This is a genomic window from Corynebacterium sp. HMSC072A04 (genome assembly GCF_001809235.1).
Taxonomy (GTDB): domain Bacteria; phylum Actinomycetota; class Actinomycetes; order Mycobacteriales; family Mycobacteriaceae; genus Corynebacterium; species Corynebacterium hiratae.
The window spans coordinates 1-25,418 of sequence record NZ_KV796719.1; the positions used below are offsets into that span (position 1 = coordinate 1).

General features: G+C 60.3%; 24 protein-coding genes and 1 pseudogene. 8 read left to right on the top strand and 17 right to left on the bottom strand.

The features are described 5' to 3' along the window. The 3 genes from HMPREF2565_RS00010 to HMPREF2565_RS00020 all read left to right on the top strand — a co-directional run. The coding region (locus HMPREF2565_RS00010; RefSeq protein ID WP_141745865.1) for an ABC transporter permease at positions 1-733 on the top strand (733 nt) is incomplete at its 5' end. Then, complete coding sequence (locus HMPREF2565_RS00015) at positions 730-1,407, top strand: ABC transporter ATP-binding protein (protein ID WP_071406674.1); 678 nt, start codon at positions 730-732, stop codon at positions 1,405-1,407. The genes HMPREF2565_RS00010 and HMPREF2565_RS00015, both read left to right, overlap by 4 nt. Before the next feature lie 46 nt (positions 1,408-1,453). Beyond that, positions 1,454-2,038, top strand: coding sequence for a TetR/AcrR family transcriptional regulator (locus HMPREF2565_RS00020; protein WP_070754212.1), 585 nt, complete (start codon positions 1,454-1,456; stop codon positions 2,036-2,038). Between the two features lie 30 nt (positions 2,039-2,068). Here the strand turns inward: HMPREF2565_RS00020 and HMPREF2565_RS00025 are convergent, their stop codons facing one another. Then, on the bottom strand, positions 2,069-2,476 hold the full coding sequence (locus HMPREF2565_RS00025; protein ID WP_046647959.1) for a DUF3040 domain-containing protein: 408 nt from the start codon (positions 2,474-2,476) through the stop codon (positions 2,069-2,071). Between the two features lie 154 nt (positions 2,477-2,630). Then, entirely contained in the window at positions 2,631-3,074 is a 444-nt protein-coding gene (locus tag HMPREF2565_RS00030; protein ID WP_046647958.1) for an SAV_6107 family HEPN domain-containing protein, read from the bottom strand. Positions 3,075-3,342: 268 nt separating this feature from the next. Here HMPREF2565_RS00030 and HMPREF2565_RS00035 point away from each other — a divergent pair, with 268 nt between their 5' ends. Genes HMPREF2565_RS00035 through HMPREF2565_RS00045 form a run of 3 tightly spaced genes read left to right on the top strand, consistent with a single transcriptional unit; the run spans position 3,343 to position 6,599 of the window. Beyond that, the gene (locus HMPREF2565_RS00035) at positions 3,343-3,915 is read left to right on the top strand and encodes a GNAT family N-acetyltransferase (RefSeq protein ID WP_070512448.1); all 573 of its coding nucleotides are present in this window, start codon (positions 3,343-3,345) and stop codon (positions 3,913-3,915) included. A gap of 43 nt (positions 3,916-3,958) precedes the next feature. Beyond that, complete coding sequence (locus HMPREF2565_RS00040; RefSeq protein ID WP_070512446.1) at positions 3,959-5,050, top strand: polyprenyl synthetase family protein; 1,092 nt, start codon at positions 3,959-3,961, stop codon at positions 5,048-5,050. Position 5,051: 1 nt separating this feature from the next. After that, positions 5,052-6,599: an alpha-(1->6)-mannopyranosyltransferase A gene (locus tag HMPREF2565_RS00045; RefSeq protein WP_071406675.1), complete on the top strand. Its 1,548-nt coding sequence runs from the start codon at positions 5,052-5,054 to the stop codon at positions 6,597-6,599. Here HMPREF2565_RS00045 and HMPREF2565_RS00050 read toward each other — a convergent pair. Next, on the bottom strand, positions 6,568-6,966 hold the full coding sequence (locus HMPREF2565_RS00050; RefSeq protein WP_046647954.1) for an Rv2175c family DNA-binding protein: 399 nt from the start codon (positions 6,964-6,966) through the stop codon (positions 6,568-6,570). The genes HMPREF2565_RS00045 and HMPREF2565_RS00050 overlap by 32 nt on opposite strands. A 50-nt stretch (positions 6,967-7,016) precedes the next feature. Between HMPREF2565_RS00050 and HMPREF2565_RS00055 the strand changes: the two genes are divergently transcribed. Beyond that, the gene (locus HMPREF2565_RS00055) at positions 7,017-8,255 is read left to right on the top strand and encodes a protein kinase domain-containing protein (protein ID WP_071406676.1); all 1,239 of its coding nucleotides are present in this window, start codon (positions 7,017-7,019) and stop codon (positions 8,253-8,255) included. 27 nt (positions 8,256-8,282) lie between these two features. Here HMPREF2565_RS00055 and HMPREF2565_RS00060 read toward each other — a convergent pair whose 3' ends face one another. Both HMPREF2565_RS00060 and HMPREF2565_RS00065 read right to left on the bottom strand, forming a co-directional pair. Continuing rightward, entirely contained in the window at positions 8,283-9,671 is a 1,389-nt protein-coding gene (locus tag HMPREF2565_RS00060) for a class II 3-deoxy-7-phosphoheptulonate synthase (protein WP_071406677.1), read from the bottom strand. Positions 9,672-9,744: 73 nt separating this feature from the next. After that, entirely contained in the window at positions 9,745-10,251 is a 507-nt protein-coding gene (locus tag HMPREF2565_RS00065; RefSeq protein ID WP_070515775.1) for a polyadenylate-specific 3'-exoribonuclease AS, read from the bottom strand. A 148-nt stretch (positions 10,252-10,399) separates the two neighbouring features. Between HMPREF2565_RS00065 and HMPREF2565_RS14115 the strand changes: the two are divergent. Further along, positions 10,400-11,206, top strand: a pseudogene (locus HMPREF2565_RS14115) (glycosyltransferase family 87 protein); the annotation flags it as partial. A gap of 194 nt (positions 11,207-11,400) precedes the next feature. Here HMPREF2565_RS14115 and HMPREF2565_RS00070 read toward each other — a convergent pair. The 12 genes from HMPREF2565_RS00070 to HMPREF2565_RS00125 all read right to left on the bottom strand — a co-directional run bounded on the left by HMPREF2565_RS00070 (position 11,401) and on the right by HMPREF2565_RS00125 (position 25,295). Beyond that, positions 11,401-12,594, bottom strand: a complete 1,194-nt coding sequence (locus HMPREF2565_RS00070; protein ID WP_071406678.1) for an acyltransferase family protein — start codon at positions 12,592-12,594, stop codon at positions 11,401-11,403. A 3-nt stretch (positions 12,595-12,597) separates the two neighbouring features. After that, positions 12,598-13,344: a lysophospholipid acyltransferase family protein gene (locus HMPREF2565_RS00075; protein WP_049155220.1), complete on the bottom strand. Its 747-nt coding sequence runs from the start codon at positions 13,342-13,344 to the stop codon at positions 12,598-12,600. A gap of 81 nt (positions 13,345-13,425) precedes the next feature. Continuing rightward, positions 13,426-14,367, bottom strand: coding sequence for an ROK family protein (locus HMPREF2565_RS00080; protein ID WP_071406679.1), 942 nt, complete (start codon positions 14,365-14,367; stop codon positions 13,426-13,428). Continuing rightward, the gene (locus HMPREF2565_RS00085; protein WP_070515781.1) at positions 14,360-15,523 is read right to left on the bottom strand and encodes a glycosyltransferase family 4 protein; all 1,164 of its coding nucleotides are present in this window, start codon (positions 15,521-15,523) and stop codon (positions 14,360-14,362) included. The genes HMPREF2565_RS00080 and HMPREF2565_RS00085 overlap by 8 nt, the downstream gene beginning before the upstream one ends. Before the next feature lie 3 nt (positions 15,524-15,526). Further along, positions 15,527-16,597: a C40 family peptidase gene (locus HMPREF2565_RS00090; protein ID WP_071406680.1), complete on the bottom strand. Its 1,071-nt coding sequence runs from the start codon at positions 16,595-16,597 to the stop codon at positions 15,527-15,529. A gap of 158 nt (positions 16,598-16,755) precedes the next feature. Continuing rightward, positions 16,756-17,391 (bottom strand): C40 family peptidase, encoded by a 636-nt coding sequence (locus tag HMPREF2565_RS00095; RefSeq protein WP_046648126.1) that lies wholly within the window; start codon positions 17,389-17,391, stop codon positions 16,756-16,758. Between the two features lie 1,409 nt (positions 17,392-18,800). Then, entirely contained in the window at positions 18,801-20,423 is a 1,623-nt protein-coding gene (locus HMPREF2565_RS00100; RefSeq protein ID WP_046647943.1) for a cytochrome bc1 complex cytochrome b subunit, read from the bottom strand. Then, on the bottom strand, positions 20,423-21,643 hold the full coding sequence (locus tag HMPREF2565_RS00105) for a cytochrome bc1 complex Rieske iron-sulfur subunit (RefSeq protein WP_070515785.1): 1,221 nt from the start codon (positions 21,641-21,643) through the stop codon (positions 20,423-20,425). The genes HMPREF2565_RS00100 and HMPREF2565_RS00105 overlap by 1 nt, the downstream gene beginning before the upstream one ends. Beyond that, the gene (locus HMPREF2565_RS00110; protein WP_071406681.1) at positions 21,640-22,527 is read right to left on the bottom strand and encodes a cytochrome bc1 complex diheme cytochrome c subunit; all 888 of its coding nucleotides are present in this window, start codon (positions 22,525-22,527) and stop codon (positions 21,640-21,642) included. Before HMPREF2565_RS00110 ends, HMPREF2565_RS00105 begins: the two co-directional genes overlap by 4 nt. 67 nt (positions 22,528-22,594) lie before the next feature. Next, a complete protein-coding gene (locus HMPREF2565_RS00115) occupies positions 22,595-23,179 on the bottom strand; it encodes an aa3-type cytochrome oxidase subunit III (RefSeq protein ID WP_010190575.1) in 585 nt (194 codons plus the stop codon). A 585-nt stretch (positions 23,180-23,764) separates the two neighbouring features. Next, on the bottom strand, positions 23,765-24,196 hold the full coding sequence (locus HMPREF2565_RS00120; RefSeq protein ID WP_046647941.1) for an aa3-type cytochrome oxidase subunit IV: 432 nt from the start codon (positions 24,194-24,196) through the stop codon (positions 23,765-23,767). A gap of 19 nt (positions 24,197-24,215) precedes the next feature. Further along, on the bottom strand, positions 24,216-25,295 hold the full coding sequence (locus tag HMPREF2565_RS00125; RefSeq protein ID WP_070515787.1) for an aa3-type cytochrome oxidase subunit II: 1,080 nt from the start codon (positions 25,293-25,295) through the stop codon (positions 24,216-24,218). Positions 25,296-25,418 lie beyond the last annotated feature (123 nt).

Sequence of the window (25,418 nt, forward strand, 5' to 3'; positions counted from 1 at the left end):
CTACGTGTCCACGATTTGCGGGCAACCCCACCTGCAGGACGAGGGGATCGAGGTGGGCGACACCATCACCCTCGACCGCTTGGACATCCCCCTCGACGTCATCGGCTTCACCGACAACCAGCGAACCTTCGGCCACGTCGACGTGGCCTACCTGCCGCTAGATATCTGGCAGGAGGTTCACGCCGGCGGGCGCCACGGCGAAGCCGTCAACCCCGAAGCCTACGAGGAAGCATCCGTCATCGTCGCTCGCACAGCGGATAAGCCCGATACCGATGCTCTCACCGAGCGCTCCGGCCTCGACGTTCGAACTCTCAAGGAGAGCTTTGATTCCTCCCCCGGCTACACCGCCGAAATGATGACCCTTTCCATGATCACCTGGTTCCTCTATGTCATTGCCGCGCTCGTTACCGGCGCCTTCTTCCTCGTGTGGACCATCCAGCGCGCCGGCAATATCGCCACCCTTCGCGCAATGGGCGCCACCAAGAGCTTCCTGCTGCGCGATAGCCTCGGCCAAGCGGTGGTCATCCTCCTCGTATCAATCCTCGCCGGCGCACTCATCGCCGTTGGCCTGGGCAGCCTCCTAGAGAAAACGGCTATGCCCTACGCCACCGAATTCAGCGCTGTCATCAATGGCGGTCTCATTCTCTTCGTCGCCGGACTGCTCGGCGCCTTCATTGCCGTCGTCCGCGTTACCCGAACCAACCCCCTCGCAGCCCTAGGAGAAAACCGATGAGCCACGCTTTGGAACTGAAAGACGTCACCGTCAGCTACAGCGACGGCGATTCACACGTTAAGGCACTGAATTCCGTCGATCTCACCGTCGAGGCAGGCGAATTCGTTGCCGTGGTTGGCCCCTCCGGTTCCGGAAAGTCCACACTGCTCGCGGTCGCGGGCGCTTTGACGACGCCCGATTCCGGCCAAGTCCTCGTCGCGGGCGAGGACATCGTGCCGCTGGGTGACTCCGAACTGGCGCAGATCCGCCGCAACCACATCGGCTTCGTCTTCCAGTCCTCTGGCAATCTCCCGTCTGCACTGACGGCGGAGGAGCAGATCGAATTGGCCAGCAAGGTCATCGGCAAGACTGGGCGCTACTCCAGCGCCGAGCTGCTGGAGAAGGTCGGCATGGCGCATCGCGCGAAGCACCGGCCCGGCAGCCTTTCCGGCGGTGAGCGCCAGCGCGTCGGTATCGCGCGCGCACTCGTAGGCGATCCACAGGTGCTGCTCGTCGACGAACCCACTGCTGCCCTCGATCGCACACGGTCCCAAGAGATCGTGGCGCTGCTAGCCAAAGAATGCCACGATTTCAACGTCGCGGGTGTCATGGTCACCCACGACTACGACGTTCTTGGTCACTGCGACAAGGTCTATGAAATGGTCGATGGCCGCTTGACCCCGTCCGCCGAGTAGGCACCAGAATGGAAAAAGAATGCGCAGCTTAACGTAGACTTAGCGCATGCCGAAGATCACTGAAACGACAGTAGCCGAGCACCGCGCCGTCCAGCACCGCGCGGTGCTCGAGGCTGCCGAAAGGTTGATCGTCAACAACCACGGGGCAGTCCCTACCTTGGCGGAGGTCGCTGCGGAAGTAGGCCTTGCCCGCCCCAGCGTTTATCGCTACGTCTCATCCCAACACGATTTGTTGGTGCAGCTGCTTATCCAGGCCACGCAAACGTGGAATGAACAGCTCGAAGCTGCCATGCAGGTGGCCCCTCCAGAGCCGACGGAGCGCATCCATGCTTACGTGGACGCCACTCTCGAACTTTTCCTCCATGGCACGCACGGTCCCCTCATGACCGCCGCGCAGCACTTCCCCCAGGCTTTTGCGGATGAGGCAGTACAGCAGTCACATGGTGGCTTTGCCTCAATCGTTAACGAGTTTTGCCCTGGTGTTTCCAAAGCGGATATCTCGCTGCTCAACGCCGCCATCGTTCGCGCATCAGAATTGGCAGACCGCTCGCCCGAGCAGCTCCCGGGCATAACGCAAACCCTGTACGCCATGGCCAATGTCATCGTGCCACAGCCCTCCGACTCACAATAGAGCGAAGGGCTGCTGGTGGGTTTCTAGCGCTTAGTTTCCTTCGAAACGGCGGCGGAAGTTATCTTCAAGGCGGTTTCCAACGTCACTGCCAGCCTTCTTGGACTGCTTGTTGCGCCGCTTAGCGGATGCTGGTGCGCCGGCGGCAACCAGAGAATCTTCCGAATTTCCGCGCAGCATCCACACACCGGATCCAAACATGACCAAAAAGCCAAGTACGGAGAGGATAACGAACCACAGGGACTGCTGGGCCAACGCGATTCCGCCCACCATCATGCACAGACCGACAACGATTAAGGCCACCCCACGGAGGGTGATGGCACCCGAGTTGCCGCCGAAAGAAGTTTCACCGGACACAGACGCGCCAAAATCAGGATCGTTGGCCAGCAACGATTGTTCAATTTCACGCAGCGCTTGCTGTTCGTGCTCAGAAAGGGCCACAGCGTCCTCCGTAATGATTTGGGTTTAGGTAGTGGAACTGGGAACTATGTTTACTACCTCTATAACGTCAAGGATAGCGAGATAGTTCCCACAAAGACAGTCCATAGTTTTTGGGCATCCCTGCACCCCTGCTACCGGAGCAATCACGCCCTCACTAGGCGGCCAGCCCACCGAAGCCCAGCTCAGATTCGGTCGCGTCCACGTAACGTGTGGCAAGCGCCAAGTACTGGTAGACCGTATCCGCAGCGGGCACCGGATCCATTCCGGAGGCCACGCGCGAGCGCACGCGGGAATAGTCTGTGAATTCTGCGGCCCATTGAGCATCCGCCGGACCGATAAGAGCTACCTGCTCCCATGCAGAGGTAGGCAAGCGCCGACGGCGCGACACCGCAGACGCCGCCACACGCGCGCCCGCAGCACGAAGCGAGGCGCGGTACGCCATTTCAAGAGCGTCCTCGAACCGCCCCTCCGCAGCGCTACGGCGCGCATCCACCAACAGATCCAACGCTTGACCGAGGAAGCGGTCACGGCGCACGCGCTGCATCGCCTCCCTGTTCCGGCCCCGAGCCGCTGCCGTTGCTGAAATTACCTGTGCCATAACCTCTCCTCCTTGGGCTGCTTCCTGAGCTTGTCAATGAAGACTGTGCTGTTGACTTTCTGCTGCTGTTCGCTGATGAGACTCACCGTAAAACCACCTTCGTACATCCACCTCTAGTTTTAGTTCATGTGTTCGATTTAAACAATAGGGATGGGCGATATTTCTTCTCTTTTCGAACACGTACTCTGACTCCATGGCGGTTGGATGTGCAGAAGATAGTTTCTCTGTGCGCTTTCACATGCCTGAAGAATCTGCTGTTATTAGAGATGTGAGTTACACGCTGCGCCGCCTAAGCCCCCAAGAGTTCGCCATTGCTGTCCCGCGCTTGGTGGATATCTACATCGCGGCAATGGGCTATAGCCAGTCAGTGCGCGACGTCTCTATCTCGCGGTGGCGCGCAGATCTCATACGCCCAGGGTTTTCCTGCGTCGCGGCCACCACCGACTACGGCATTGCAGGCTTTGCCTACGGATTCTTTGGCTCTCCGGACACGTGGTGGGACAAACAGCTTCGCCGAGCGCTCACCGCCAGTGGCGGACCGACCCCGGAACAAGAAGACATTCTCCACAACTATTTCGAGCTGGCGGAGATTCACGTGCTGCCTGAAGAACAGGGTCGCGGCTTAGGGCGCGCACTGCTCGAAGCCTTGGCGTGGAACCTTCCCGCGCGCTACATCCTGCTTTCCACTCCGGAAGTTCCCAACGAGGCAAACTCCGCCTTCGGCCTCTACCGCAAGATGGGATTTAGTGATTTCCTTCGCCAGCTCTACTACCCCGCCGATGCGCGCCCCTTCGCCATCCTGCAATCGACGGTGCCGCTGACACCAGCCGACACCGCTTAACCTGGCGGCAAGCCGGCATAGCTACCCAGGTAAAGTAGCAGACGTGACTACACCGCAGATACCTTCCTTGAACGACATCCCCGCAGCCGTGCGCGAGGAGCTTAAGCTTTTCTTGGACAGTCAGCGCGACGCCATCGCGGCCATCGGCTCTCCGGTGGCCGACGCGATCTCCTATTTGGATTCCTTCGTCCTGGACGGCGGCAAGCGCATTCGCCCCCTCTACGCGTGGGCAGGTTTTGTCGGTGCGCACGGGCTCGACGGCACTGAGTCCCCGCAGGCAATGCTCCGCGCTGCCTCGTCCTTGGAGTTCATTCAGGCTTGTGCACTTATCCACGACGACATCGTGGATGCTTCCGATACCCGGCGCGGCAACCCCACTGTCCATCGCGGCGTTGCTGCTCGCCACCGCGAGCTCGGGCTCAGCGGCGACGCTGATTTCTTCGGGCAATCGCTGGCCATCCTCATCGGTGACATGGCCCTGGTCTGGGCGGAAGACATGCTTCAAGATTCCGGCTTGAGCCCCGAGGCGCTGGCGCGCGCCCGCGCACCATGGCGGGCAATGCGCCGCGAAGTCATCGGCGGCCAGATTCTGGACATCTCCCTGGAAGCCGCCGGCTCCGAGGACGCCACGTTGGCGGACTCGGTGAACCGGTTCAAGACTGCCGCGTACACCATCGAGCGCCCCCTCCATCTGGGCGCCGTTATAGCGGGCGCACCCGAGAAACTCGTTGCTGCCTTCCGCGGTTACGGCCAGGACATCGGCGTCGCCTTCCAGCTGCGCGATGATTTGCTCGGCGTCTTCGGTGACCCGGCTATCACCGGCAAGCCCGCCGGAGACGATCTGCGCGAAGGCAAGCGCACGGTTCTGTTGTCGCTGGCCCTACAGCGCGCGGACGCCACCGATCCCGCAGCCGCCGCTGAGCTTCGCCGCCTCATCGGCCAGACGGAGGACCCCGCAGACATTGCCCGCATGGCGCAGATCATTGCTGATTCCGGTGCGCCGGACGTCGTCGAGCAGCGCATCAGCGATCTCACGCGTTCCGGCCTCGATCATCTGCACAACGCGCAGGTTGACCCCGAGGTCACAGCGGTTTTGGAAGAACTTGCTCACAAGTCCACGGCCCGCCGGATGTAGCATGGCTCGCTCCGCATCCACGCGCGTGCCCCTGCGCATTCCCCACCCTCTGCCTCTAGGCATCGGCTCCGCGATCGTCCTTGCGCTCGCCTCCTTCTCCGGCGGCGCGACCCGGAATCGCGGAGGTTTTCTTGAGGCGCTCAACATCAGCTTCCTTGCCTATGGCCACGGCCGCAACATTGGCATGGTCCTCTACTGGGTTGGCCTGTTTGGCCTCGTCGCCGCATGGGTGTTGGCGGGCCGCCACTTCATCGCCCCACAGCTCAAGAACCCGCAACCAGACGGCGCATTGGCAGACATCCGCCGGATGTTGATCTGCTGGGTCACCCCGCTGCTGTGCGCCGCACCGCTGGCTTCCCGGGACGTGTACTCCTACCTGATGCAAGGCGCGATGGTGCGCGATGGTTTCGACCCCTACGTCGAGGGCGCGGCCGTTAACCCCGGTCCCTTCCTGCTCGAGGTCTCTCACGACTGGCGCAACACCACTACGCCCTATGGGCCGCTACACCTGTGGATGGGCAACGGGGTAACCCACCTGGTGGGCGATAACGTTGCTGCGGGCATCATCGTCTACAAGGCAATTTCCGTCCTTGGTTTTGCAGCCATCGCCTGGTCAATTCCACGCCTAGCCCGAAGCATCGGCGGCGATCCCGCCCTAGCACTCTGGTTGGGGGTGGCGAATCCGGTGATGGTTTTGCACCTCATCGGCGGCATGCACAACGAATCAGTCATGGTGGGGCTGGTATCGCTGGGCCTTCTCGCTGCTGTGCACCACAAGTTCCACCTCAGCCTCATACTCGTTGGCGTGGCAGTGTCCCTCAAGGCCACCGCCGTCTTCGCCGCGCCGTTCATCGTGTGGCTCATGCTGCATCACTGGGCGCCGAAGGGAACGAAGCCGCTCAAGCGCGTCGGGTTCTTCCTACTATCCGGCGTTATCGCCGTGGCGGAGGTCGCGTTGGCGGTGGCGGCGATCACATGGGCGTCGGGAAGCTCGTGGGGTTGGCTGTCTCAGATCAGTGGTAATTCTAAGGTCATCAACCCCTTGGCCGGCCCCACCTTGCTTGCCGATATTCTCGTTCCGCTCATCCAGGTCTTCTCCCCCGATACCACCTATAACGGCGTGCTCACCGTGCTGCGCTCGGCCGCGATGCTCCTGATGCTCCTGGGCCTTGTCCTTGTGTGGTGGTGGGGGCGCACGGGCGTGCGCCGCGCCATTGCCGCCACGGCCGCGGCCTACCAGGTGGCGTTCGTCTTCAACTCTGTGACGCTGCCGTGGTACTACGCCTCAGTACTCACGCTCATGGGAACCTTTCGCCCACCACTACCGCTCATCAAGCTCACCACCGGCGCAGCTCTCTTTATTGGTGTGGCCTTCGCCGGCGACGGTAATCACCAGCTCTACAACTGGTTCTGGGTGATTGCCATGGTGGTCGTGGCATGGTTGGCCACACAGTGGATTTTCGATGGTGTTCCACGCACCGCCGCTGAACCAACTGCGCCTGGTGCTGATGCGCCGTCTAAAACGCCGAAGCCTGCGCGCGCCGTATAACCTCCCGCGCGAGGTGGCCGTGCAGCGCGTCGATGGGGCGGCCCGGTAGGGACTCGTCCTCGGTAAAAAGATGCGCCAGGATCTCGTTGTCACCCCAGCCGTTGTCCGAAAGAACAGTGATGACGCCGGACACGTGCTTGGAAATGACGCCCTTGGCATTGAAAAACGCTTCCGGGACGAGGCGCTGTCCTTCGGCGTCCCGCCACGCGATGAACTTCCGGGCATTGAGCAGATCGAAGACGCGAGTAATGGGCAGATCGAGTTTTTCAGCTACCTCTTTAAGCGTCAGCAACTTCTCTCCGGCGAGAAGTTGCGGAAGCTCAGGGTGGGAATTCTCAACGGTGTTCTCAGAATTAGTCACGGACACAACTGTAGCCGGATCACACTTTCGGGCGCCGATCAGCCATACTGGAATCCATGACAAGGCTGAACGTGGGCGACATTCTTGAAGGACGCTACCGCATTGATCAGCCGATCGCTCGCGGCGGCATGTCCACTGTGTATCGCTGCGTGGACATGCGTTTGGGCCGCGCAGTAGCTGCCAAGGTGATGGATGAGCGCTATCACGACGACCCCGTCTTCGTCACCCGCTTTAAGCGCGAGGCCCGCGCGATGGCGCAGCTGAGCCACCCCAATCTCGTCGCCGTGCATGACTTTTCCGCGGATGGTTTGCCCATCTATCTCATCATGGAGCTCATCACCGGCGGCACGTTGCGCGAGCTCCTTGCGGAACGCGGACCCATGCCGCCGCACGCTGCGGCCGGCGTCATGCACTCGGTCTTGGCGGGGCTCAGCGAGGTCCACCGCGCAGGCCTCGTACACCGCGATATCAAACCGGATAACGTTCTCATCACCGATAACCACCGAGTCAAGGTGGGTGACTTCGGCTTGGTGCGCTCCGCAAAGGCGGAGCATGATAGCTCCGGCCAGATCGTCGGTACCGTAAGCTACCTCTCCCCCGAGCAAGTCACTGGCGCGGATATCACGCCGGCTTCCGATGTCTACTCGGCTGGAATCGTCCTGTTCGAGTTGCTGACGGGCACAGTCCCCTTCCACGGTGATACCCCGCTTGCGCACGCCACCGCGCGCGTGCACGCGGATGTGGTGGCACCATCTTCACGCATTGAGGGGGTGCCGATGCTTTTCGACGCCCTCGTGGCCACCGCCACCGCACGTAACCCAGCCGAACGCTTTGCAGACGCGGGTGAATTCCTCGATGCTTTGGATGACGTTTCCCGGGAGCTGCAACTGCCACAGTTCACGGTCCCCGTCCCGCGAAACTCGGCCGCCGCACGTACCGCTGCAGTACCTACAGACTTTTCGGGAACAGACAATACGCGTGTCTTCGAAGCAACCTCTGCAATCCCCTCGCCCGATTCCCCCACGCGTGAAACACGGGCGGAAACCCGCGAGGACGCTTTCCCCCTGCCTGCCGCACCGGTAGACACCCCGGCGCCCTCCCCCGCCGTGCCAGAACCATATGCGGCCGGGGCCGAAGAGGAGCCGGAGGAACGTCCGTTGAGCAACCGCAGCACGGTCGGGCTCATCGGGTTCCTCGTCCTCGTCGGCCTCGCCACCTTGGCTGTCGCCGTGGCCGCCTGGTGGTTTGGATCCGGAGAATACGGCACCTGGCCGATTCTCTGGAGGCCGTACTAGTCTGCGCAGCTAGACGCTGCGCAGACTCTAGTTGCGCAGCATTTCTGCGATGAGGAAGGACAGCTCCAGCGATTGCTGGGTGTTCAGGCGCGGGTCCACGGCAGACTCGTAGCGACCCGGCAGGTCCACGTCCGTGATGTCCTCAGCGCCGCCGAGGCACTCGGTGACGTCCTCGCCGGTGAACTCCAGGTGCACGCCGCCCGGGTGGGTGCCCAGCTCGCGGTGTACCTCGAAGAAGCCCTGAACCTCGTCAACGATCTTGTCGAAGTGGCGGGTCTTGTAACCGTTCGACGCCGTGAAGGTATTGCCGTGCATCGGATCGGACTGCCACACCACCTTGTGGCCGGAGTCCTCCACTGCCTTGATGATCGGGGGCAGCACGGAGCGCACCTTATCGTGGCCCATGCGCGCGATCATGGTGAGGCGGCCGGGCTCGCGGTTCGGGTCAAGCTTCTCCGCGTACTCCACTGCCTGCTCCGGCGTCACGCCGGGGCCAAGCTTGATTCCCACGGGGTTGCCGATGATGGAAGCAAACGCCACGTGGAAGTCGTCGAGACCACGGGTACGCTCACCAATCCACAGCTGGTGCGCGGACAGGTCATAAAGCTTGGTCTCGCCGTTAGAGTCCGTACCCAAGCGCAGCATGGAACGCTCGTAATCCTTCAGCAAGGCCTCGTGGGAGCAGTAAATCTCCGCCGAACGCAGGGTCTCATCCGACACCCCACAGGCGTTCATGAAGGCCAGGCCGTTTTCAATCTCATCAGCCAAGGCCTGGTAGCGAGCACCCGCCGGGGAGTTGGCCACGAACTCTCGGTTCCATTCGTGGAGGCGGTACAGGTCCGCGGTTCCGGAGTGCGTCAGCGCGCGAACCAGGTTCATTGCCGCCGAGGAGTTTGCGTAGGCGCGAATCATGCGGGCGGGATCGTGACGGCGGGATTCCTCGTTGGCCTCCACGCCGTTGACGATGTCACCGCGGTAGTTGTACAGACCGTTGGCATCCAGATCGGAGGAACGCGGCTTGGCGTACTGGCCGGCAATACGGCCCAACTTCACCACCGGAGTGGAAGCGCCGTACGTCAAGACGACGGCCATCTGCAGCAGCGTCTTGATGTTGCCGCGGATGTGCGGTTCCGTGTTGGACTCAAAGGTCTCCGCGCAGTCGCCTCCCTGGAGAAGGAAGGCGTTGCCCAAGGCGACGTCGGCAAGCTTGCGCTTGAGTTCCTCAATCTCTGGAGCCACGACGATAGGCGGGACGGATTCCAGGATCTTTCGCACGTTATCAGCCTGCAGCTGATCCCAGCTGGGCTGCTGCTTCGCCTCGCGGGAAATGGCGTCCTGGAACTTCTCATTGATCCCCTCCGGCAGCGGCGGCAGATCAGGAAGCACTTCTTTGGGAATATCTACTGTCCAACTCACACCCAGTATTTAACCATCTCGGGCCTGTCGCGCGTTAGTTAATGGACTTTTAGGTCACGGTATTAATTCACGATCAGCTCACGCGGTTGCCCCGAGTCAGCGGCAAGTGCTGCTCACAGATGCGAAACTTGGCCAGGTTATGGCGGGCGTCGACCAACGCGTCGTGGTTCCCGTTGGGCACGGGAGGCAGCTTGGGGCGGCCCGCAAACTCCCAGTACTGCTTGAGTTCCCGGGTGTAGCGCGGGAGCCCCTTGGGCAGGCTCGCCATGTCTCCCCACAGCTGGGCGAGCACCACGTGGTCATAAGCCCCGACCCAGGCCCACAGTTCGATGGGGGTGGAGTGGCGGCCCAAGAATTTCAGGAGATCTTCGCGGATGGTCTCGCGCGATTTCCAGACGGGATCCGCCGGGCTCGGGAGTTTATCCAGTACATTGTCGCGCACCCACGCATTGGCCTTGCCCGGATCGAAATCGGTGGATACCGCGTAATACTCGCTGCCGTCTTCTCCGACAATGCCGATGGAGACCAGCTCGATGGTCGATCCGTCCTCGATAAACTCGGTGTCGTAGAAGTAGCGCACGCCCCGTATCCTAGTCTGCTGCCTAGAGGAGCCGTGCCACTGGGGGCCTATACTCAGCTGCGTGAAGAAAGCTCTCTCCTCGCTCCTCCTTCCACTCCTTCTGGTGGGGCTGGCAACGGTGCCGTGGACTATCCATCTTGCGGCGTCGATGAACAGCGGCGGAATTGTGCCGTTTTACCATGTTGACCTCGATGTCTACCGAGAGGGAGGGCAGGCCCTGCTCCGCGGGGAGAATCTCTACGCGCAAAGCTACGTTCTCGGCAACGGCGTGTCGCTGCCTTTTACTTACCCGCCTTTTGCTGCAGCGCTCTTTGCCTTGGTGTCGTGGATGCCGCTGTGGCCGCTGTCTCTCCTTCTTACTGCGGCGTCACTCGGTGCGCTCTGGGTATGTCTCTACGCCGTTATCTCGCGGTGCTGCGAAGTTGACCGCCCCGACTGGTGGGCCACGTGGGCGCTGCTCGCCTGCGCACTCACCGAACCGATTACCGAGAATTTCAGCTTCGGCCAAGTGAATCTCCTGCTGACCGCGGCCGTCGTTGTCGACTGCCTGCTGCTCAGACCACGCTCCTCGTGGCGAGGTGTGCTGACCGGCGTTGCTATGGCGATCAAGCTCACCCCGGCGGTCTTCCTCGCGGTCTTTTTCGTTCGCCGCGACTGGCGTGCCCTCGCCACGGCGATAGGTGCCTTCATCGCCTGCGGTGTGGTGGGCTACCTCGCCTCCCCTGCAAGCTCTGCGGCGTACTGGACTGACATCCTCCGGGACTCCTCCCGAATCGGCACGCTGTCCTATTCCAGCAACCAATCCCTCCGAGGCTTGCTCAGCCGTGTTAGTCCCGAGGAAGCATCGGGCCTGTGGTTGATTGGCTGCGCTCTCATCGTCGCAGTCTTGTGGTGGGTCATGGAGCACACATCCTCAGAGATAGAACTCGTGTTACTGGCCTCCACGGCGGCGCTGCTGTGCTCCCCGGTCTCATGGTCCCACCATTTCACGTGGCTGTGCCTAGCCGCGGTCTACCTCACCGCGCGCCGCTGCTGGTTCCTCGCAGGCCTCACGTGGTTCGTGCTGCTAGCCCGCGGCCACTGGCTTGTCCCGCACGGCGAGCAGCTGGAACTGGAGTGGTCCTGGTGGCAGCAGGCTCCAGGTAACGACTATTTCTTTGTCGTGGCGTTCCTTGTCGCAGTGAGTTTCTGGCTCAAGCTCAAGCCCGCCGAGGGCGGTTCCGTGGTTCGCCTACTCGTACCGATCGGCGGCGGCTTCAGCGTCCAGCCCACAACGGGCACCTTGCCCAAGGCCCACAGGACCAACGACGCAATCGCGCAATAAACAAAGCACATGCTGAGCCAGAACCAGGTATTTTCTAACGGCCACTGGCCTGCCAGGCTTACCTCGCGCGGGTTGAGCGCCATGGGGTAGCCATAGAGGACGGTAAGTCCAATGGGGTGACCGAGGTAGATGGGCAGCGTGTGGGAGCCGATAAACCGCAGTCCGGTGGATAGGACCGGTATATAGGACACGGCCACCGCCACCGCAATTCCCACCGGAACCTCGAAGAACTGCTCTACCATGCGCACGAGAATATGGACGTCATCTCTCACCAGCGCCTCCGTGCCTGGCAACAACCACGTAACCTCGACGGCCCCAGCGTAGCTATCCCACGCGCGGCGGATAAAGAACCCGATGGCGTAGGCCCCAACCATGCCGGAATACGCCCAAAAGCTCCGGTAATCCCACTCGCCTTTGAAGGGGGCCTCGATAGCGGAAGCGAAGGCGGAGATTGCATCCCGGAAATAAGCAGCGGCAACGAAGACGGGAAGGAACATGATGGCCTTCGCGATCGAGGTGAACTGCGCCTGCCATGCGATGAACAGAATAGGGCTAAAACTCAGCGCTAGCGCCGCCCACCCGGGCAGCTTGCGCACGCACCAGAGGAAGATATTGAACAGAATCAGCGAATGCAGAAACCACGCCATGGAATGGCCCACGAGCAGGCTGGCCGTCATCTGGCTGAAATCGAACACGGGATCCCCGAATACCCAGTGGTACTCCACGCGCTTGGTCTGCTGTTCAACCAGCATCCACACCACATAAGGAACAAGGAAGTACCACAGGCGGCGAGTAAAGAGTTCTGCGAAGCTAAAGCGAAAAACCTTTTGCGCGAAGAACCCGCTCACCAAAAAGAACAGGGGCAGGCGCAGTGGGTCGAGCCACACGTTGAAAGCGGCCAACCACGTGCCCTTCGATTCTGGAACCGTAAGCGTGATGTGCAACAGCACGACGCCCAGGATGGAAATCCCTTTTGCTACATCAGGCCACGCTAAGCGTTGAGACGGGGAGGAAGTCACTGACTACCGCGCCTCCGAACTGGGCTCGGCCCCTTCCGGGTAGCCGTGCCCAGCTTGCAGGGACGCCTTCACGTCGGAGGCATAGACGTCGACGTACGGCTCACCGGACAGCTCAGACAACTGCTTCATCACGTAGTCCGTGAAAGCACGCACGGTGGCGTGATCCTGCGGATCAAGGTTGCGCTCAGCGGCCCATGCGTGGGGGTCGATGGGTTCGCCAACGCGCATGCCGACACGCACCGGACGCGGAACCCACGAACCGATTGGATTAGCCTTACGGGTGTTGAGCATGGCGATCGGTATTACTGTCTCACCGGTGGTTAGCGCGATGCGGGCCATACCGGTGCGCCCCTTGTAGATGCGCCCATCGGGCGAACGAGTCCCCTCCGGGTAAATACCGAAGAGATCCCCGCGGCCCATAATTTTTTGTGCGCTCACCAGCATCGCGTCACCGGCGTCCTTGTTGACGCGATCAATCGGCACCTGCCCCACGGAGCTAAAGAACCACTTTTGCAGGCGGCCAACGAAACCGGGGGTGGTGAAGTACTCACTCTTTGCCAAGAAGGTGATCTGCCGCGGGCACAACAGCGGGAAGTAGAAGGAGTCCATCACCGCTTGATGGGAGGATGCCAAGATTGCCGGACCAGACTCCGGGATGCGATCCATGCCTTCGGACCATGGGCGGTTCCACACTCGAAGGGCCGGGCCGAAAAAGATGTGCTTAAAGGCCCAGTACCACTTGTTTCGCATCGCTTATAGTCCTATCTGTGTGTGCCGAGCAAGCAGTGCTGCTCGGTGAAAGAAAAATGTGCGGTGTTAACCTCGGTGCTCCTAGCGGGCGAGATCAGCGACTCCGATCATACCTGCCGCCGAACCCAACTTCGCGGTTGCCACTCGGGCCAAAGGCCTGTGACCGGCTCCGACGATCTGCCGAGCCATGGCATCCCGCGCCCGATCCAGGTACAAATCCGCGTCCTTGGACACCCCGCCGCCAATCACGATGAGCTCTGGGTCGAGCACATCTGCCACCATGGACAACCCTTGCCCGAGCCACTGACCGAAGTTCTCCATGACAGCTATCCCCAGCGGATCGCCCTGCCTAGCTGCTGCGGTGATCTCCTCGCCGGAGGGATTCTCCGGCAAGGTGGTGTCATACTCGCCGCGCAGCTCTGCGCAGGTGTCCGGCAAAGCGGTTCCGGAAGCGTAGCGCTCTAAGCACCCGCGCTTGCCGCAGGGGCAGAGGCGCCCGCCTGGCGACACAACAAGGTGCCCGAACTCCGGGGCGGTGCCGAAAGCTCCACGGTAGATTTTTCCCTCAGTAAAAAGCGTGGCGCCAATGCCCGTTCCCACAGCAAAGAAAACCCATTCTTTCGCACCGCGCCCAGCGCCAAAGCGCCATTCGCCCCACGCGGCTGAATTGGCGTCATGCTCAAGGCGGACCGGCACGTCCAAACGCCTGCTGAGGATCTCGCGTACTGGGGCGTTACGCCACGGCAAATGCGGGGCGAAGCGGACAACTTCACACTCGGGATCCAAAAAGCCCGCGAGGGCAAGGCCCACGGCCTCGATGTCATGGGATGCTGCCAAGTTGTCTACGCAGCGCACGATGTCATCTTCGAGTGCCTGCGCTTCCCTGGCCGTGGGGACGCTTGTCGAATCCACAATCTCTCCGGCGGGATTAATCACCGCGGCCCGCAAGTTGGTTCCACCAATATCGAACCCGATGGTGAGGCCGCTGTGGCCACCGTCAGCGGAGGAAGTGTGTTCAAGCATGACTAGTAGGATATACCCCGGCCTGCCCACGATCACATTCCAGAACCTCACGCAATCGTGCGCCCATGATTTCCCACGTCCAGTGCTCCTCCACGTGACGGCGCCCTGCCGCCCCCATGCGGCGGGCCCCGGGGACGTCGCCAAGCAACGTGCACAAGGCCTGCTCAAGTTCCAGAACTGAGGAGCCGCGCACGACGATGCCGGTCTCGGACGTTACTGTTTCCGGTGCACCACCGGAGTCACCCGCAATGACCGGCAACCCCGCCGCTTGTGCTTCTAGGTAAACGATGCCGAGGCCCTCGACGTCGAGTCCCCCACCCCGCGTGCGCGCCGGCATGGCAAACACATCGGCAGCATGAAGCGCCAACTGCAATTCTTCGGTGTCCCGCGCCTCCTGCAACACCGCGTCGGGGCAGTACAGACGCGCTAGCTCGCGCAGTGTCTGCTCATAGCGTCCGCGACCGATGATGAGTACCTGGGCGTCCGGGAAGCGTGCCCGTACCGCCGGCATCGCCCGCAAGAGCTGGTCCTGGCCTTTGCGGGGAACCAAGCGGGAGATGCACACGATGACGGGCCCTGGGCCGAGTCCAAAGCGCTCCCGCGCGCTCTGCTTTTCTCCCTCCGTGGCCGGAGTGAAGTCTTCCAGATTAACCGCAGAAGGCAAGTGCACCCAGCGCGCATGGGTACCAAACGCGGGTTCCAACCTGGTACGCGTGTAGTCCGAGATATACGTGATGACATCGGCATGCTGACCAATGCGACGCAGGGCCTGCCGGGCTATGGGAAGCATGGACCAGCCCACCTCGTGACCGTGCGTCGTGGCAACGATCCGGCGAGCGCCCGCCGCCCGGGCCTCCGGCGCCATAAGGGCAAGCGGGGCTGCCGCCCCAAACCACACGGTCTCGATATCGTATTCACGAATCAGACTCTGCATCCGGCGCGCGGTGGCTGGTGTCGGAAGCATGATGGTGCGTGGCCAGCGAACCACGGTATACGGCAGCGTCGCGTCATACTCGGCAGCGGCGTCACCATCTTGGGTCGAGGCGAAGACGACGACGTCCTCCGGGTTGAGGGTTGCCAGAAAATCTCGAAGATAAGACTGAATCCCGCCGATGGTGGGCGGGAAATCATTCGTTACTAGGAGTGTGCGCGCCATGGCCTAGTAGCGGACGGCGCCTTGAACGGGCATGGAATGAAGCGGCACCACTGCCACGGGAACGCCATAGGTGGAGGCGTGAACCACCTGACCGTCGCCGATATACATTCCCACGTGGGTAATGCCGGCGTAATAGCCCACAATGTCTCCGGGCTGTAGTTCATCGATCGGTACTGGGGTGCCGCCGGCAATCTGCGCCTGCGAGGTGCGCGGGATACTCTTCCCCATCTGCTGATAGCTCCACACCATCAGGCCGGAACAATCGAACACATCAGGGCCCGTTGCTCCCCAGCCATACGGGGCACCAATGCGGGTGAGTGCTGCTTGGACAGCGGCGGATCCCGAACCATCGGCCAACGCAGCTAAGTCAAGGTCGGCAGAGCCGCCAAAGTGCTCAACCCATGCCTGGCGCGCCTCAGGGCTCAAGCCATCAACCTTGGTTTCGAGCTCCTTCTGCTGCTCTTCCAGGTCAGCCTGCTCCTTGAGAACCGCATCGCGCTGTGCCTGCAGCTCGTCGCGCTTGAGGCGCGCTTCCTCAGTAGCATCGACTGCCTGCTGATGCGCCTCGTCGGCTGCGGCGGCGGCAGCCACCATGGCTTCCTCTTCACGCTTGGCAGCCTTCGTCAAAGCCCCCAGGTACCCCATGCGCTCGACCGCACTGGCTACGTCGTTGGCATCAAGGGCTGCCGACACTGGCGTTGCCGCGCTTCGGCGGTAGCGCGACTGCGCCAGGGAATCGATCCGCTGCTGTTGCTCAGCGACAACCACGGAAGCATCTTCGGAACTGCGCTGCGCTTCCTTAGCCTTGCGTTCCAGCTCGCTGATCTCCTTCTCCGATTCTGCGAGCTCATCCTCAAGCCCTTTGACTTCCTCACCCTTGGCAGAAACGCGCTGGGCGACGTCCGCCATGCGCTCAATGAGATCGCTCAGATCCTCGGGTGCCTGCTCCCCTGCCGCTTCGTGCGGTTGCTCTTGGAGGAACTCTTGAGCCACTGCCGATGGCGACAGGACGACCACCGGAGCCGCACCCACAACGATTGCAGCGACGGCACACGCAATGCCACGACGCGACATAAATCCCCCCGAAACTAAGAGAAGGTTAATAGATGACTGAATTATACCCTCAGTCAAGGAAAAGCATAACGGCTTCTAGAATAGCTGAACCCCTTCCCCACCCTCGCCATCAACATGGCAAGAGCAGTGGAAGGGGTTAGCCAAACTGCCGGGTTCGCTTAGAAGCGAACAGCGGAGTGAATCGGCATGTAGTTCAGGGAGCGCTCGCCGACCGGGGTGCCGGAGTTCAGCGCGTCAATGATGGTGCCGTGGCCGGTGTAGATACCAACATGGGATGCGCCGGAGTAGTAGACGATGATGTCGCCCGGCTGCAGGGCATCGAGGGAAACCGGGGTACCCGCGGAAGCCTGCGCCTGGGAGGTGCGCGGAATGGACACGCCAGCCTGGCGGTAAGCCCACGAGGTCAGACCAGAGCAGTCAAAAGCGCTCGGGCCGTTGGCGCCATAGACGTACGGGGAACCGACGGCGGAGCGAGCAGCCTCGAGAACCTTCTCGCCCACGGACTGAACCGGTGCCGGCGCCGGAGCCTCAGCTACCGGAGCCTCCACAGCAGCGGCGTAGCCAGCGCCCTGGTCAGCCTTGAAGGCCGGGATGTAACGGTCAATGTTCGGCAGTTGCTTGATATTCGGGACGTTCTCCAGACCAGCAACCTCGAAGCGGATATCGGTCTCCGGGACGACAACCTCAGCCGCATTAGCAGCAGCCGGGACGGTAACAGCTGCGGTTGCAGCAACAGCAGCAGTGGATGCGATGCGACGGGTGTTCAGGTTGCCCTGACGACGGTGCTTAGCCACGAATTTAAACTCCAAATCTTCCTGCGCGCCTACTTTCGCTCACTAGGAGAAGGCAATCCATATGACTACTCTCCACATGACGCGAACAAAAGCTCTGACCCAAGGGCGGGCCTAGCGTTCGACGATGACCCGTTCCTGTAGGGCCATCTCCGCTCGGCCCCCGGATGTTTAGGAGGGGCCAGACGCGGCGCTTAATTCTTCAGTTCGTATTGAGCACCGGTGATGTGTACACCGTGGCGGTAACTCAATGTCTCGAATAGGTTACGAAATCATCACGAGCGATGTCGAGTCAGAAACGCAAAACCGGCTTCGTTACCGTCCCGTTATCAAATGGAAACCTAAACGACACGACGCCCAACGATCTCAGTTCATTACACAAGCACGACAGGCAGATACTTGCCTTCACCTGCAATAACCCAGAGGGGTTTTCACTTCACACCGCTAGACCTTAGCACCGACCTAAAGCCCCAAAGAGCGCCCAAAAATATACGATGTAACCTTCATCACACTCGTGTAACTCGGCGTCACATCGACCCCATTTGACCCACTACCCTCTCCTGAAACCATGCAACAAAGTGGTTCTCTCCTGCGGTTTTTATGTCGACCGCGTCACTCTCCCGAGCAAATGAGAGACCTCCGCATCGCCGTTTCGCTCCTCGATTCCCGGAAATCAGACAAACTACGAGGAGGTTAACTGTGGGTTAACACCTTGAAAGGCAAGCAACGCAAAACTTACGAGCCCGGTCTCCCACCCAGCTTGGCGCCTGCAGACCGCTCCTCTGACAGCGGGTACGTAGACGGCCTTACAACCAGTGTAAAGCACACGCTCTAGAGGCCTAGGCATGAAAGAACGCTGTATCCAACGAACTCCTCTGGGACGCCCTTCGCGCTCACCTAGCGTGCTCGCGGCGGGGTCTAATGCTTCTTCAACCAAGACAGCTCCAACCTGACGTAGGCCAATTAATTGCGAAGAAACCACCCATGACCCAGGTCGGTTCACGACGACCTTTCCGTAGTGCACTGCACATCTCTTCGCGAAACGGATTACCTTCTTTGAGCTCCTCCAACGCCCAACGTCTGGGAGCCTTGATTGACACGCCTGAGGCATCTGACAAAAGGCGTCTGGCAAAAGGCATCAGTCATAAGGCGTTTTGACGCCTAAAAACGCCATTTACTCATCGCAGATGGCGTCTTCAGACCCAAAAATGCCTTTTGTCAGATGCCTTGTGCAAGTACGCCCTCCTGACTTAGCTCAGCTTCCGAAATGAACAAATGAACCAGGCCGGCTCCAAGCGCCCAGTTCGAAGCCCCGCGACAAAAGGAAATGAGAACGCAAAAGCCCGTTCCTATTCTCCTGTGTGATGGAGAAAGGAACGGGCTCTGTGAGCGTGTTTCAGCGAGTGATGGCGCTAGATGCGGCCATTCTCCTCGTCTTCACGGCGGTTAGCCTCGTTGAGCTGACGGAACATCTCCGCCTCCTCAGCGTGGTTCTCGTGGCGAATTTCGTTGACTCGGGAGACGATAGCGGAGTCATCGGAAGAGAAGATGCCCTGAGTCTCGGAGTCGGCCAGACCAAGCTGGTTGAGCTGCTTCGGAACCGGAGCGCCGGCGTACTCGAGCGGAACCGGGTGGCCGTGCTCGTCCACCGGACCAAGCGGTTGGTGAACCTCGATGAAGGCACCGTTCGGCAGCTGCTTAATGACACCGGTCTCGATACCGTGCTCCAGCACCTCACGGTCGGAGCGCTGCAGACCAACGCAGATGCGGTAGGTCATGAAGTATGCAATCGGCGGCAGGACAATCAGACCGATACGGCCAACCCAGGTCATCGCATTCAGCGAGATCTGGAAGAAGTGTGCCACGTGGTCATTACCACCAGACAGCGTTACCAGCAGGAAGAAGACGATGGCAGCTGCACCGATAGCGGAGCGAACCGGAACGTCACGCGGGCGCTGCAGGAGGTTGTGGTGAGCGTCGTCGCCAGTCAACTTCTTCTCAATGAAGGGGTAGGCGAAGAGCAGAACGACCATCAGGCCACAGAGCAGTGCAACCCAGAACGCAGACGGGATGGTGTAGTTACCGATGTAGAGCTCCCATGCAGGCATGACACGAGCAACACCGTCAGTCCACAGCATGTAGATATCCGGCTGGGAACCAGCGGAGACCTGGGACGGGTTGTACGGGCCAAGGTTCCAGATGGCGTTAATCGTCATGAGACCGGAGATGAGCGCCAGGACACCGGCAACCATCATGCCCATGCCGATTGCCTTGGTGGCGAAGACCGGCATAATACGGACACCCACGACGTTGTTCTCAGCGCGACCCGGTCCAGGGAACTGGGTGTGCTTCTGGAACCACACCATGATGAGGTGTGCTGCGATAAGGCCCAGGATGATGCCCGGGATAACCAGCACGTGCAGGATGTAGAAACGGTCCAGCATGAGGTCGGACGGGAAGTCGCCACCGAAGATGGCCCAGTGCAGCCAGGTACCGATGATCGGCAGACCCAGGATGATGGCGGACATGATTCGCAGACCAACACCGGAGAGCAGGTCATCCGGAAGGGAGTAGCCGAGGAAGCCCTCGACCATGCCCAGAAGGATAAGCGCGCAACCGATAATCCAGTTAGCCTCACGCGGGCGACGGAATGCGCCGGTGAAGAAAATACGCAGCATGTGGGCAATCATGGACATCATGAACATGAGTGCTGCCCAGTGGTGCATCTGGCGCACAAACAGACCGCCGCGGACCTCAAAGGAGATATCGAGTGCCGTTGCGTAGGCGCGAGACATCTCCACGCCGTTCAGCGGGGTGTATCCGCCGTCGTAGATGACCTTCGTAATTGAAGGATCGAAGAACAGCGCGAGGTAGATACCGGTCAGCAACAGGATGATGAAGCTGTACAGTGCCATCTCACCGAGCATGAAGGACCAGTGAGTGGGAAAGACTTTGTTGAGCTGGGTACGCAGGACGCCGGCAGCGGAATACCGCTCGTCCATGTTGTTACCCATCTGTGCAAGTTTGTTACTCATTATGACTTACGCTCCCAGAATGCAGGTCCGACGGGCTCGATGAAGTTGCCCTTAGCAATGAGGTAGCCCTCATCGTCCACATCAATCGGCAGCTGCGGCAGTGCACGGGCTGCCGGGCCGAAGACCGGCTTACCGTAGTGCAACGCGTCGAACTGCGACTGGTGGCACGGGCAGAGAATGCGGTTGGTCTGTGCCTCGTACAGCGAGGTCGGGCAACCAATGTGGGTACAGATCTTGGAGTAGGCGTAGTAATCGCCGTAGTGGAAGTCTTCCTGACCCTTGCGCTCGATAGCCTTCTTGGCGTCATCGTTGCGCAGGCGGATGAGCATCACAGCGTTGCGGTTACCGTGGATCGAGTGCATGTGGTTCTCGTAGACGTCCTTGTCCTCGGAGTACTCTGCACCGTCGTTGACATCCTCCGCAGCCAGCGGGAAGACAGTCTCCATACCGCCTGCAGCCAGATCCTCCGGACGCACGCGCACCAGGCGGGTGACGCCACGGGTGGTGTAGTGCGAGCCGGACTCGCCTTCGTGCATTTCGGCGATAGTACCGGTATCGCGAGCGAGGTAGAGCTTGACGCCCTTCTCGTGCAGAGTCCAACCGGAGGTCCACAGGGTGCCGTCACCCATGTAGTTCAACTCGTGGCGCTTCTTCCACGGGTTGTTGATGGCACCACCCAGCGGAGCAATCACGGTCAAGCCGAACAGAACGCTGGCACCGCCAAGCAGTCCCTTGATGGTGGAACGGCGACCCAGAGTCGAGGTGTTCCAGGAGTCGTTCAGAAGCGCGGTCAGCGTGCGGCGGTCGACTTCATCGGAAGGACCGTCGTGGCGGCGCTGAACCGAGATCTCCTCGGGGAGGATCTTCTTGACGTACTGAACGATGGCAAAGCCCAAGCCCAAGATGCACAGACCAGAGGTCAGGCCCAGCAACGGCGTGTAGAGGGTGTGCCACCACAGGCCGTCCTCGCCCAGCATCTTGTACTCCCACGGCCAGAAGAGGTAGACGGCCAGGAAGGCAATGCCCATCAGGACGGAAATGATGAGCCAGAAGGTGACGTTTGCAGCGGCACGCTTCTCGGCGGGATCGCCCTCTACCGGGAAGCGCTCCTTACGGAACGCAACGGTAACATCGTCCAGCTCGGTACCGAGGGCTGCGAGCTCGTCGTTGCTCATAGCATCGAGCTCTTTGCGAGAGTAATTCTTCTTTACGTTGCTCATGAGCGAGATCCAATCCACATAGCGGCAACGCACAGAAGGCTGATGCCGATGATCCACATTGCCAGGCCCTCAGCCACCGGACCGAGGCCGCCGAGCGACCAACCAGCCGGAGAAGGGGTTTCCTTCGCAGACTTGAGGTAGGCGATGATGTCCTTCTTCTCATCTGCAGTCAGCTGACGGTCGGAGAACTTCGGCATGTTCTGCGGGCCGGTCAGCATTGCCTGGTAGATCTCCTGCTCGTTAGCCGGGTCTAGCGGCGGAGCGAACTTACCGGAGGACAGAGCGCCGCCCCTACCGGTGAAGTTGTGGCAGGACGCGCAGTTCATGCGGAAGAGCTCGGAGCCCTTGGCGACGTCCTCGGCCTGAATCTGGCCGTTGTAGTTAGCACCACGCAGGGACTCCTGCGCAACGGAGCCATCCTCGTCGTAGACGATGTCAGCGCCGCCACCGTTGGCAGCAACATAGGCGGCAAGCGCCAACGTCTGCTGCTCGGTGTAACGCGGGGTCTTGCGCTCAGCCTGTGCGTCGTTCGACATCATCGGCATACGGCCGGAGTGAACCTGGAAGTACACGGAGCCGGCGCCAATACCAACGAGGGACGGGCCGCGGTCCTGAATACCCTGCAGGTTGGCACCGTGGCAGGTGATGCAAGCGACTTCGTAGATGTCCTTGCCCTCTTGAACGAGTGCCTGGTCATCCTTTGCGGCGGTAGCCACCTGCGCGTCAGGGGTCAGGGCGGAAGCCAAGACACCTGCGCCGGTAAGACCGATGCTCAGTGCAAAGACGCCAGCAAGCGTGCGCTTCGCCTTGCGGCGACGGCGGGTCTTCTTAGCCACGGCAGTGGCGTCTTCCACTGCGGCGGGCTGCTGGATGTTATCCATCATTTTCCTTTAGATAACTCGTACATGGAGATGAATGACTGTAGGCCGGCTATTCTCCGGCGACTACGGCCTACTGAACTAGGTAGATGACTACGAACACGCCGATCCACACAACGTCAACGAAGTGCCAGTAGTAAGACACTGCCATTGCCGCGGTGGCCTGTGCAGGCGTGAACTTGGAGCGGGCAATTCGCGCCAAGATAATTCCGAAGGCGATCAGACCCGCAGTCACGTGTGCCGCGTGGAACCCGGTCAGGATATAGAAGACCGAACCAAAGACACTGGACTGAACAGTGAGACCTGCCATGATCAACTCTGTCCACTCGAACGCCATGATGCCTAGGAAGACAACACCCAACGCGATGGTCACCGAGTACCAGAGTCGGAGCTTGTAAACGTCACCCCTTTCTGCTGCGAAAACGCCGAACTGAGAGGTCACGGAGGAAAGGACCAGGACACTCGTAATGAGGAAGCCCATGGGCACGTTGATGTGCGCCGTGTGCTCTGCCCAGTCACCCTCCTGGCCGTTCGCACGCGAGGTGAACCACATCGCGAACAGTCCAGCAAAGAACATCAATTCCTGAGACAGGAACACGATGGTGCCGACGCTGACCATGTTGGGTCGGTTCAGCGCGGCAACACGTGGTGCTGCCATACCTTGGTTAGAAACTACGCTCGTCACGCATAACAGTATGGCTGGTCTGACCGCATAAGTCATCTAATTTCCCCCCGTTTTTTTTGAGGCCACGACCTAGACCTTCACAGTTTTCACCCCAGGCAGGAACCATAGAGCTCCCAGGAGGTAGTCGGGAACTTTTTAGCGCGCTTTACGACGCCCCATCCCTGCAGGTAGTGAGACTTGGCAACGCCAGTTGTGAAGCCAGCAACAGGTCAAGAAGAGGTACGTTTTGCCCGCAATCCGAAACCGGTCGGACCAACGCTAATGAGATAAATCACACCCGCCACCGCGGGCGAAAGTGCAGGACTGCAACTTTCGGATGACCCCCGTAAAAATGGCCGTTAACGTGCTGGAATTCTAAGCACAGACCTAGAGTTACACACTTTCGGCAAGCCACCCGCTCCCCCAGCACTCCACCCAAATCGAAATTTTTTCTCCCTTTTGGGAACTTTCCGCAACGCACTACGACGCAGTCTTCTCAACGACAAAGCCTCCGCCACTAGGTGTGGCGGAGGCGTGAGAAGTCGTGATGCTAGAAAGCGCGGCAGAAAAGGTTAAGCCTTAGTGCTTTTCCTTCGGAAGGCCATACTGCAGGGACAGGCCAGTCACGGAGGTGACGAGCAGGACTGCGCCCAGGATGATCATCCAGAAGTAGAGGAAGATGATGCCAAGACCCAGCACTGCGATGGAGCCGGTCATGCACAGCGGCCAGATGGAGCTCGGAGAGAAGAAGCCAAGGATACCGGCTGCGTCTTCAGTCTCCGCCTCTTCCCAATCCTCCGGCGCGATGTCGGAGCGGTTATCGGTGAAGTGCAGGTAGCCGCCCAGCATGAGGCAGAGCAGCATAGCGAGGACCAAGCCCACGATGCCGACCCACTCGGTGCCGTACATGTAGCCATCATCCTTGACGTAGTTAACGCCAATGACGTAGACGATGAGCGACACGAAGAGGTAGGTCGCGATGGAATAAAAGACCTTAGATGTTGCACGCATTTTCTATCAGTTCCTTTTCTTATGCCGCTTCAGCGGTGTCGACAAAGTTGTCGGCATCGCGGGTGTCGCGCAGAGAGTTGAACGGAGCGGTGGTAACTGCGTAGGGCTCTTCACCGATGTGCTCGAGAGCCTCGGCGTTGGTTGCCTGCGGGTTCTCCTCACGGAACTTGAGGTACTCGTTGAAGTCTGCGCGGTCAACGACGCGAATCTCAAAGTTCATCATGGCGTGGTAGGTACCGCACATCTCAGCACAGCGACCAACGAAGGCGCCCTTTTCCTCAATCTTCTCTACCTGGAAGCGACGCTCCTGGGAGTTGTTCTCCGGGTGCGCGTAGGCATCGCGCTTAAACAGGAACTCCGGAACCCAGAAGGAGTGGGAAACATCGCCGGAGGCGAGACGGAACTCGATCGGGGTGTCAACCGGGAGAACCAGAACCGGAACCTCTTCGGTGGTACCAACAGTCTCAATCTTGTTGAAGTTGAGGTAGGAGATGTCACCGGTGGACTTACCGTGAATCGGGTTCGGGTTCGGGGTGCCCTCCGGGTCGAGGGAGGATTCCTCGGCAAGCTTCTGACGCTCAGCATCGGCGCCATCGTAGTTCTCGCCATCAACCTTGTTCTCGGCGTAACCGAACTTCCAGTTCCACTGGAAGGCGGTAACGTCCACGGTCACCTCAGGGTTCTTGTCCAGCGCCGTAACCTTCTGCTGAGCCTGAACAGTGAAGAAGAACAGTCCCATGATGATCAGAATCGGGATAATGGTCAGAGCCATCTCCAGCGGCACGTTGTACTGCAGCTGCTTCGGGAACTCGCCCTTGCCGGCCTTCTCAGCCTTCTTCGCATTCCAGCGGAAGATAGCGGTGAGGAACAGGCCCCACATGATGAAACCGATGATCCATGCAGCAACCCAGACCCAGATCCAGAAGTTGTACATCGAGGTCGCTTCAGGGGTAATACCCTTCGGCCAACCCATGCCTAGGAGGTTCTCAACTGCCGTCGGCGCTGCGACGTCACAACCCGCAAGGGCTAGACCGCCCAAAGCTATGACGCCCGCTAGGCCTGCCTTACGGCCGAGGTTGCGCTGCTTACGCTGTCCCACGTGTGTTCTGCCTTTCTGTGCACACAAACTTCTCGAATACTCACAGAGCATTCCTACCCAATCAGAATAGAGCATCCTGCCTGATTTTCAGGCCTTTTCGCTGGACTGTTTGGGCGTTGGACC